The sequence below is a fragment of the Campylobacter sp. 2018MI10 genome, from assembly GCF_018501175.1.
In the GTDB taxonomy this organism is placed as follows: Bacteria; Campylobacterota; Campylobacteria; order Campylobacterales; family Campylobacteraceae; genus Campylobacter_E.
In genome coordinates this window covers 65,820-75,832 of sequence record NZ_JAHCZD010000010.1, presented here as the reverse complement: position 1 = coordinate 75,832, position 10,013 = coordinate 65,820, and the positions used below count along the sequence as shown (strand labels likewise).

The 10,013-nt window shown below is 27.2% G+C and carries 11 protein-coding genes; 9 read left to right on the top strand and 2 right to left on the bottom strand.

Annotated elements, in window-relative coordinates; translation table 11 throughout:
* Positions 1-20: 20 nt before the first annotated feature.
* Positions 21-1,052, bottom strand: coding sequence for a radical SAM family heme chaperone HemW (gene hemW, locus KJR01_RS05970; protein WP_214117755.1), 1,032 nt, complete (start codon positions 1,050-1,052; stop codon positions 21-23).
* Position 1,053: 1 nt separating this feature from the next.
* Entirely contained in the window at positions 1,054-1,635 is a 582-nt protein-coding gene (locus tag KJR01_RS05965) for a hypothetical protein (RefSeq protein ID WP_214117754.1), read from the bottom strand.
* 122 nt (positions 1,636-1,757) lie between these two features.
* Here KJR01_RS05965 and KJR01_RS05960 point away from each other — a divergent pair, with 122 nt between their 5' ends.
* Genes KJR01_RS05960 through cmoA form a run of 9 tightly spaced genes read left to right on the top strand, consistent with a single transcriptional unit; the run spans position 1,758 to position 9,780 of the window.
* A complete protein-coding gene (locus tag KJR01_RS05960) occupies positions 1,758-2,225 on the top strand; it encodes an RNA pyrophosphohydrolase (protein WP_214117753.1) in 468 nt (155 codons plus the stop codon).
* Complete coding sequence (locus KJR01_RS05955) at positions 2,219-3,421, top strand: aspartate kinase (protein ID WP_214117752.1); 1,203 nt, start codon at positions 2,219-2,221, stop codon at positions 3,419-3,421. Before KJR01_RS05960 ends, KJR01_RS05955 begins: the two co-directional genes overlap by 7 nt.
* Positions 3,421-3,948, top strand: coding sequence for a HobA family DNA replication regulator (locus KJR01_RS05950; protein WP_214117751.1), 528 nt, complete (start codon positions 3,421-3,423; stop codon positions 3,946-3,948). Before KJR01_RS05955 ends, KJR01_RS05950 begins: the two co-directional genes overlap by 1 nt.
* Entirely contained in the window at positions 3,945-4,523 is a 579-nt protein-coding gene (locus tag KJR01_RS05945) for a DNA polymerase III subunit delta' (RefSeq protein WP_214117750.1), read from the top strand. Before KJR01_RS05950 ends, KJR01_RS05945 begins: the two co-directional genes overlap by 4 nt.
* A complete protein-coding gene (gene folP, locus KJR01_RS05940) occupies positions 4,510-5,619 on the top strand; it encodes a dihydropteroate synthase (RefSeq protein WP_214117749.1) in 1,110 nt (369 codons plus the stop codon). Before KJR01_RS05945 ends, folP begins: the two co-directional genes overlap by 14 nt.
* Complete coding sequence (ligA, locus tag KJR01_RS05935) at positions 5,616-7,547, top strand: NAD-dependent DNA ligase LigA (RefSeq protein WP_214117748.1); 1,932 nt, start codon at positions 5,616-5,618, stop codon at positions 7,545-7,547. The genes folP and ligA overlap by 4 nt, the downstream gene beginning before the upstream one ends.
* The gene (gene tlyA / locus KJR01_RS05930) at positions 7,544-8,239 is read left to right on the top strand and encodes a 23S rRNA (cytidine-2'-O)-methyltransferase TlyA (RefSeq protein WP_214117747.1); all 696 of its coding nucleotides are present in this window, start codon (positions 7,544-7,546) and stop codon (positions 8,237-8,239) included. The genes ligA and tlyA overlap by 4 nt, the downstream gene beginning before the upstream one ends.
* Positions 8,202-9,080: a bifunctional riboflavin kinase/FAD synthetase gene (locus tag KJR01_RS05925; protein WP_214117746.1), complete on the top strand. Its 879-nt coding sequence runs from the start codon at positions 8,202-8,204 to the stop codon at positions 9,078-9,080. Before tlyA ends, KJR01_RS05925 begins: the two co-directional genes overlap by 38 nt.
* Positions 9,070-9,780: a carboxy-S-adenosyl-L-methionine synthase CmoA gene (gene cmoA, locus KJR01_RS05920; protein WP_214117745.1), complete on the top strand. Its 711-nt coding sequence runs from the start codon at positions 9,070-9,072 to the stop codon at positions 9,778-9,780. Before KJR01_RS05925 ends, cmoA begins: the two co-directional genes overlap by 11 nt.
* Positions 9,781-10,013 lie beyond the last annotated feature (233 nt).

The window sequence follows — 10,013 nt, the reverse complement described above, 5'->3', positions numbered from 1 at the left end:
AAGTTCTAATTAACTTAGCTTTATTCTAAATACAAAGCTATTTCATCTGATATTAAATAGTTTTTATTAAATACTTTATTATCTTTTATAAAAACCAAATCTTTTAAATCATCTAATTTCTTTTTATCTTTAATAAGATTAATATCTATTCCTACATTTGATCTAAGTCCTAGGAAAATGCTTTCTAGTCTAATGTCATTTGGACTTAAGCTTTCTTTAATCCTAAAATATGGATTTGCTATATATTCATTTAGGTTTGAACTTGCTGTATAGCGAATATTATCGCTAGTGCCAACGCTTGAAAGTCCAATGCCTAAGTAATTTTCTTTATTCCAATAAGCTTTATTATGAGAGCATTCATATTCGCTAGAACTTACAAAATTACTTATTTCATAAGCTTTTAACCCGATTTTTTGCAAATTTTCATAAAAATAGCAATTTAACTCATCATCTTTTTGAATATATTCGGTTTTATTTTGAAAAGGGGTATTATCTTCTAAAATTAAAGTATAAGCACTAAGATGATTTAATTCTAGGCTTTTTATGACTTTTAATTCATCATTTAGCATATTTAAATTATCTAAATAAGTGCCATAAATTATATCTATACTAAAAGATATTTTTTCATTTTTTAATAGTTTGATTTTTTCTATAGCTTGTTTGCTTGAGTGGGCTCTATTTAAGAATTTTAATTTCTCATCATTAAAGCTTTGCACCCCAATGCTTATGCGATTTAATCCATAATTACGCATAGCATTAAGCCAATTTAAGCTTAAAGAATTTGGATTTGCTTCAGCACTGATTTCTGTATCATTATTAATATAAGGCTTTAATAATTTAAAAATATTTTCATAGTATTTTGCGTCTATAAAGCTTGGAGTTCCACCCCCAAAATATATGCTTTTTATATCTTTAGAAAATGGTAAAAACCTTGCTAAATCTAATTCTAAGGCTTTAAAATATTCGTTTATTTTTTGCTGATTTGTAAAACTAGCAAAAGAACAATAAGAGCATTTGCTAGCACAAAATGGAATATGAATATAAATTCTCATTTTATGCTTTGAAATTTAATAAATTTTCGCCTAGTTTAGCGATTTGTTCATCTATCATTTTGATAGCATTATCAAGAGTTTTATTAGCTAAACTCATATAATCATCACCGAAATTAAATCTTTTTAATGCTTCATTAAAGCCACTTAATAATCCATCTTTGCCTAATCTTAGTTTATTAGCATCATTATTTGCATTTTTTATGATTTGCTCTGCCATTCTTTTTGCAGTATTTTTTGAACCAAATTCTGCATTATCTAATAATAAATTTTTAGCACTATTGCTATCTAAATTATCATTAACTAAATCTTTAAAATTATTTAAAAATTCTTTGATATTACCCCTATTATTTGCAATTTCGTTTAAATTACCTTGAATGCTAATTTCTGTGATACTAATCTCAAAACTCATTGCAAAAAAACTATCATTTTCGCCTTTTGCTGTGAGTTTGTCTAATTCTTCATTGCTAAGATTTACGCCGTAGTTTTTTAAGCTATCTTTAATGTTTTTTTGTGCTTCATCTTTACTACTAAAAGAAGCTGCTGCTTGATAAGATAAAGTTATATTTCTAGCACTTATTTGCATTTTTTCTCCTTGAAAATCATAAGCTTCATATCGGCAAAAAATAATTATTTCTTTAGTAAAAATGTTGCTTTTAATTAAATTTTTCTTGATAGTATCGTGTGAAATTAATTTTAGGTTATTTGATGAAAAAAAGATTTAGAAAAAATGTAGCAGCTATTGTTTTGTCTCAAGAATACCCATTAAATTGTAAAATTTTAGTGGCTTTAAGACTTGATATTGATGTTTGGCAATTCCCGCAAGGTGGGATTGATGATGGAGAAAGCCCAAAAGAAGCATTAATAAGAGAGCTTGAAGAAGAATTAGGCACAAAAGAATTTGAAATCATTGCTGAATATCCTGAATGGTTAAGCTATGAATTTCCTAACGAAGCTGTTAAGAAAAAATATAATTTTGATGGGCAAACTCAAAGGTATTTTTTAGTTAAAGTAAGAGATAATAACTTGATTAATTTAAATACCAATGAACCTGAGTTTAAAGAGCATCTTTTTGTGGATTATAAGGATATAAACCCTTATATTAATCATTTTAAAAGACCACTTTATACCAAAGTTTTAAAGTATTTTCAAAAAGAAGGATTTATAGGATGTTAGTTGTTCAAAAATACGGAGGCACAAGCGTTGGCAACCTTGAACGCATAGAAAATGTTGCAAATAGGGTTATTAAGTCTAAAAAGACTTATAAAGATATAGTTGTGGTAGTTTCTGCAATGAGTGGTAGAACAAATCAATTAATTGATAATGCTAATTTTTATTCAGAAAGTCCAAATAAAAAAGAATTAGATATGTTGCTTTCTTGTGGTGAGAGAGAAACTGCTGCTTTACTTGCTATTGCGCTTATGTCAAAAGGATATGATGCGATTTCTTTAAGTGGTAAAGAAGCTGGGCTTTTAACTACAGATGATTATACAAACGCAAAAATTATTGATATTGATGCAACTAGAATTAAAAAAGAACTTTCAAGTGGAAAAATAGTTGTAATAGCTGGTTTTCAAGGGTATGCAGCAAATGGAAATACTACTACACTTGGTCGTGGGGGAAGTGATTTGAGTGCTGTTGCTTTTGCAGGGGCTTTAAATGCTGATTTGTGTGAGATTTACACAGATGTTGATGGGGTTTATACTACTGATCCAAGAATTGAGCCAAAGGCTAAAAAACTTGATAAAATTTCTTATGAAGAAATGTTAGAACTTGCTAGTTTAGGTGCTAAAGTTTTACAAAATAGAAGCGTTGAATTAGCAAAAAAATTAAATGTAAAATTAGTTACTAGAAGTAGCTTTAATGAAAATAGTGGAACAATTATAACAAGCGAGGAAAAAATGGAACAAGCATTAGTTAGTGGAATAGCATTAGATAAAAATCAAGCAAGAATAGTTTTAAGAAGAATTGAAGATAAGCCAGGAATTGCTGCTAGTATTTTTACAACTTTAGCAAAAAAAGACATTAATGTTGATATGATTATTCAAAATGTAGGTCATGATGGAACTACTAATTTAGGTTTTACCGTGCCACAAAATGAATTAAAAAATGCAAGTGAAGCTATGAGAGAGCTTTTAGGTAGTGATGTAGTAATAGAAAGCGATAGCGATATAGTTAAGGTTTCAGTAGTTGGAGTTGGTATGAAAACTCATTCAGGTGTTGCTAGTGCTGCATTTGAAGCATTGGCAAATGAAGGCATTAATATACAAATGATTTCAACAAGTGAGATTAAAATTTCTATGATTGTTAGCTCAAAATATGCTGAATTAGCAGTTAGAACACTACATAAAGTTTATAAGCTGGAAGATTAATGCAGGATTTTTTAAGTTTTGTAAAAGACTTTATCCAAAAAAAAGGTATGCTTTATAGTTGGCTAGATAGCGAAAGGTTTAAGATAAGCCCTTTGCTATCTTCTAGGCTTAGCTATTTACTAGATGGGAAAAATTTTATAGTAATTTGCGATGATGAAAGAGCTTGGTTTGAAGAGTATTTTTTAAGTCTTGTAAATGCAAAAAGTGCTAGACCATTGTTGCCATTTTTTAGCTTAAAAGGTTTTAAACTTGATAATTATGATAAGAATGAAGATTTGCTTGATGATGTTTTAAGTCTAGCATATCCTAATGGTTATATTTATATTTATTTTGGTAAGGATAGTTCAAAAATGGCAAAACTTGCTAAAAATAAAAAAGATAGCTTAATGTTTATATTAGATGAAGAATATGATAATTCTTTTTGTCTTAAGTCAAGTGATGAACATTTAGATATTAAACTAATAACTATTGCTCAATTAATTAACGCTTGTTTAGACGCTATTATTTTTGCAAAGGTTAAGATTTGAGAAGTGAGATAATAATCACTCAAAGCCCTGATGATTTTATAAATGATTTAAGGCAAAAGACCAAAATCTGCAAGGTTTTTAGTGGCGATGAGTTTTTATTAGATGATGCAAAAGCGATTATGCAAAATGCTTATTTGATTGAAGAATATGACAAATATTTCGTATTATCATATAAAGAATATAGCATACAAGCTCAAAATTATATGCTAAAACTACTAGAAGAGCCACCTGCTAATGTGTATTTTAAGATTTTAGTTAGTTCAAAAAATCTTTTATTAGCAACTATTAAATCAAGATTAATTTCAAGAAAATTAGAAAATTATAAAAATAATTATGAGATTAAATTAAATCTTAAAAATATGTCGTATTTAGATATTGTAAATTACGATGTTGATAAAGCGAGTTTGAGTGAATTTATAAGTGCATTAGCTAAAGAATGCTACAAACAAGGCATAAATATTAGTAGTGATTTATTAGAAGAATTTTATAAATGCTATGAATTATCAAAGCTTAATTCAAATTCTAAAATTATAATTTCAAGGTTATTGTTAGGAATAATGCGTGAGAGAAGCTAGTTTTTATTTACTAGATGAAAACTCGGCTAAAGATATTAATTCAAGTGAGTTTGCACTAGATAGATTTTTAAAAAGAAGTAATCATCAAATAATTTATATAAAAAATATAAGCACAACCGCTGCAAATATTTTAAAACAAGACGCAATTAGCGTAGGTGCAATTGTTTTAAATCACAAAAATACAATTTTAGGTGGAGAGTATAAATACGATAGCATTTTGCTAGTTGATAGCATTAATGCAAAGGATTTAGCTAATAAGCTTAAATTGCAGCAGTTTTCTTGCATAAGACTTAGTAAATTTTTAAACGAATTAAAAATAAGCAAAAAATATCCAAAAATTATGGGTATTATGAATATTAATGATGATAGTTTTTATGAAAGTTCTAGGATTAGCGAGAAGGAATTTTTAGCTAAGGCTTATGAGTTTATTGAAAATGGTGCAAGTATTATTGATATAGGTGCTATGAGTTCAAGACCTAATTCTACTTATTTAGGAGCGAAATTAGAGCTTGATAGATTAAAGCCTATTTTTAATTTAATAAAAGAACATAAATTATGCGATAAGATAGATTTTAGCTTGGATAGTTTTGATGAGATTTGTTTAACAAATGCTCTTGATATTGGCTTTAAATATATAAATGATATTAGTGCTAATACTAAGCTATCAAAACTAGCTTTAAAATACGACGCTACTTATATTTTAATGCACTCACAAAATAATTATTTTGATAATTATATAAATAATACTGGTTTAAGCAGCTCAAATTCTGATTCTAAATTCTTTATTTTAGATAGTGTTTATGAGTTCTTTTTAAATAAATTAAGCGAAATAGAAAGTAAAGTAATAATTGATGTTGGAATAGGTTTTGGCAAAAGTGAGTATGAGAATTTAGTTTTAGTAAAATATCTAAATCATTTTAAGACCTTAAATAAACCTATTTTATTGGCAGCTTCAAATAAAAGATTTTTAGGTGAGCATAAAGAAGCTTTAAGTTTAATCACTCATGCTAATTCAAATGCTGATTATATTAGAGTTCATGATGTAATAGGGCAAAATGCAATGATAAATTATCTTAAAAAAATGGAAAGTATATGAAAGAGTATTTAGAAAATATTAAATTAGCAAATAAATGGGCAAAGGCTTATTATTTAGGAGAAAATCCACTTGCAAGTGATGCTGAATACGACGCACTTATGAAAAAAATAAAAGATTATGAGAGTTTAAATCCAAATGATATAAGCCCTGATTCTCCAACACAAAAAGTATTGCCAATCAATCTAAAAGATGTAAATGATGGCTTTAATAAATTAGCTCACCTTAGCAGAATGTATTCTATGGAAGATGTTTTTAATGAAGATGAATTACGCGCTTGGATAAAAAGAGCAAAGGCAGAAGATGAAGAATTTTTCATTGAGCCAAAATTTGATGGAGCTAGTTTAAACTTAATTTATGAAAATGGTAAATTAATTCACGCAATTACTCGTGGAGATGGTAGTGTAGGCGATGATATTACTCTAAATGCTATGCAAATTACTTCAATTCCTAAGAGTATTGCTTATAAAGAATTGATTGAAATTAGGGGCGAAATTGTTATTTTAAAAGATGATTTTTTGAAGTTAAATGAAATAAAATTAGCAAATAATGAAAGCTTATTTTCAAATCCAAGAAATGCTGCAAGTGGTTCATTAAGACTTAAAGAACCAAGCGAAGTTGCAAAGAGAAATTTACAATTTTATCCGCACGGAATAGGGCAAAACTCACTAAGTTTTACAAAACATAGCGAAGCAATGGAATTTATTAGAAGTTTAGGTTTTTTAAAAGATGATTTTTGCAAGGTTGTTAGGGCTAATAAATTGCAAATTGAGTATGAGAATTTACAAAATGATAGATTAAATAAAAAAATGATGTTAGATGGTTTTGTTTTAAGGATAAATGATTTAAGCAAATGCACTGAATTTACAAGTAAATTTCCAAAATTTATGGCTGCTTACAAATTTGAACCTTTAGAGCAAATTACAAAATTAATTGATGTGAGTTATCAAGTAGGAAGAACGGGAGTAATAACCCCTGTTGGAACACTTGAGCCTACTAATATTGATGGAGCTATAGTTAAATCAGTAACTTTACATAATTACGATGAGATAACTAGGCTTGATTTGATGATTAATGATAGCGTTAGCATAATTAGAAGTGGAGATGTTATACCAAAATTAACTCGTGTTTATAAAGAAAGAAGAGATGGCACACAAATTAAAATTCCAAAGCCAATAAATTGTCCATCTTGCAATGAAGCTTTATTAGATGATGGAGCTTTAATTAAATGTATAAATCTTAATTGTAAGGCAAAAATGCTAAATCAATTAATATATTTTGCGAGTAAAAAATGCCTAAATATAGATGGTTTAGGGGATAAAATTATTGAATTGTTATTTAAAATTGAAAAAATCAGCACATTTGAGTGTATTTATGAGCTAAAATACGAAGATTTTCAAGGTCTTGAGGGTTTTGCTGATAAAAAGATAACTAATATTTTAACTTCTATTGAAAAATCAAAAGATTGTGAATTAGCAAGTTTTATAAATGCTTTAGGATGTGAGCACATTGGAGAAGTAGCTGCTAGTAAGGTTGCTAGTGAATTTGGATTTGATTGGTATTTAAAAGATGAGATTGATTATTTAAAATTAGATGGATTTGGAGAGCAAATGGCTAAATCTATTGCTAATTTTTGTGTGATTAATAAAGAGCTAATTATTAGATTTTATGAGATTTTAAGGCTAAAAAATACAAATATAAAATCTAGTGATAAATTCGCAAATACGACTTTTGTAATAACTGGCACACTTAGTAATCCAAGAGAATATTATGAAAATATAATCAAAGAAAACGGCGGAAAAACCAGCTCAAGTGTTAGTAAAAAAACTTCCTATTTATTGTGTGGAGATGATGCAGGAAGTAAGCTTACTAAAGCTAAAGAATTAGGCATTAAGATACTTAATGAAGATGAGTTTAAGGCACTTTTATGAGAGCTGATTTGTTTGTAGCAAATAAATTAAATATAAGCCGAAATAAAGCTCAAGAATTATTAGAAAATGAAAAAGTATTAATCAATAATGAAGTAAAAAAGGCAAGTGATAAGATACTTCAAGATTATGAATGTAAATTATTAGATGAAGTTTATGTTAGCAGGGCTGCTTATAAATTAAAAGGATTTTTAGAAGAATTTGAATTAAAAATTAGCGGAATTGATTGCTTAGATGTTGGCTCTAGCACGGGTGGATTTACCCAAATATTACTTGAAAATAATGCTTTAAGTGTTACTTGTGTAGATGTTGGAGATAAACAATTGCATAATAGTTTAAGAGCAAATCCAAAGGTAAAAGTATTTGAAAATACAGATATTAGAGATTTTAAATCAGCTCCGTTTGAAATAGTAGTGTGCGATTTAAGTTTTATATCAGCTAGATTAATAATAAATGATTTAATAAGACTAAGTAGCAAGTATTTAATTATTTTATTTAAACCACAATTTGAAGTAGGAATTAATGTAAAGCGTTCTAAAAATGGTGTGGTAAAAGATGAAAAAGCTGTGCTTAAATCTTGCGAAGAATTTGAAAAAGAAGTAATAAGATTAGGTTTGATTTTACTTAAAAAATCAAAATCAAAACTTAGCGGAAAAGATGGAAATTATGAATATTTTTACGCTTTTTCAAAATGAAATAACAAAAGCAAAAAAATGTGATTTAGAAAATATTACAAGTTTAGCAATAGGGTGTTTTGATGCTTTACATTTAGGGCATTTTGAACTGATAAAAAGGCTTGATGATAATGGGGCTTTATTAATAATATATAAAAAAACAAGAGAATTAGTTCCGATAATTTATAAGCAAGAATTATTAAATTGCAAAATATTTTTTGTAAATCTTGATGAGATAAAAGATGAAAATGCGTATAATTTTACACAAAATATTATGTATAATTTTACACAACTTAAATATTTTGTAGCAGGATATGATTTTCATTTTGGTAAAAATAGACAAGCTCACGCAAAAGAATTGCAAGAATTTTCTGGGCTACGATGTATTATCGTAGATGAATTTAAAATAGATAATATAAGCGTTCATTCAAGTTTGATTAAAGAATGTTTATTGAATGCTGATTTAGAAAGTGTGAATAAATTTTTAGGTAGAAATTATTTCATTCAAGGAAGACAAATCAAAGGTCAAGGTTTAGGAGCTAAATTTTTTGTCCCTACTATTAATGTAGATTATGATAATTATTTTTTACCAAAAGAAGGTGTTTATTTTACTAAGGTTTATTTAGATAATGAGTGTTATTTTGCAGCTACTTTTTTAGGCAAACGCTCAACTGATTTAAATACGGCTTTAGAAGTGCATATTTTAAATAGTTCAAATTCTTATTTTAAATTCCACAAAATTAAAATAGAGTTTTTAGAGTTTTTTAGAGAGAATAAAAAATTTGATAATTTTGATAGTTTAAAAGAACAAATCAACTTAGACATAAAAGCTCTAAGTTTAAAGGCTAAAGATGAAAGATGAAGTTTTTAACGAAGAATTAATAAAGCAATTTGAATTTGATGAAAAAGTGGTGCGTGTGTTTGATGATATGGTTACTCGTAGTGTGCCGTATTATTTGCAAAATCAAGAATTAATTTTTAAAATTCTAAGTCAGATTTTGCCAAAAAATGCAAAGGTTTTAGATTTAGGTTGCTCAACTGCAAATACACTTTTAGCACTTTCAAAAAGAGATGATTTAGAGCTTTTTGGGCTTGATAATTCAGAGCAAATGCTAAATAGGGCTAGGATTAAGGCTAGTGATTTAGGTGTTAAAATTAATTTGATTAATAAAAATATAGAAGATATTTTAAGTCTTAATGATAGTTTTGATGCGATAATTTGTTCTTATACCTTGCATTTTATTAGACCACTTTTAAGAGAAGATTTATTACAAAAAATATATAAGTTATTAAATAAGAATGGGATTTTTATTTTATGCGAAAAAGTGCTTTATGAAAATAAAATTTTACAAAAAAATATAATTGATATTTACGAAAATTATAAGGAATTGCAAGGATATTCAAGATATGAAATAGCTCAAAAAAGAGCTGCTTTAGAAAATGTTTTAATACCTTTTACTTATGATGAAAATATAAAAATTTTAAGCAATGCTAATTTTAAGCAAATTGATTGCTTTTTTAGGTGGGCAAATTTTTGCTCTTTTATAGCTTTTAAGCTTTAAATGTTACGAAATGTAACAAATAATATAAAATTATTTTAAAAATATCTTGACATCAAAAATATTTTTTGCTTTAATCAACAAATATTTTTAAACAAAGGATTTTAAATGATGATGCAGATGCGCTAGCGTCTGGCTTTTAAAGACTTTCTTTTTTAGCTAGACGCAAATTAATTATATTAAAGCAAGCAAGCTAAAAAAGAAAGATAAAATATTTTTGCAACTTACAAAACTCT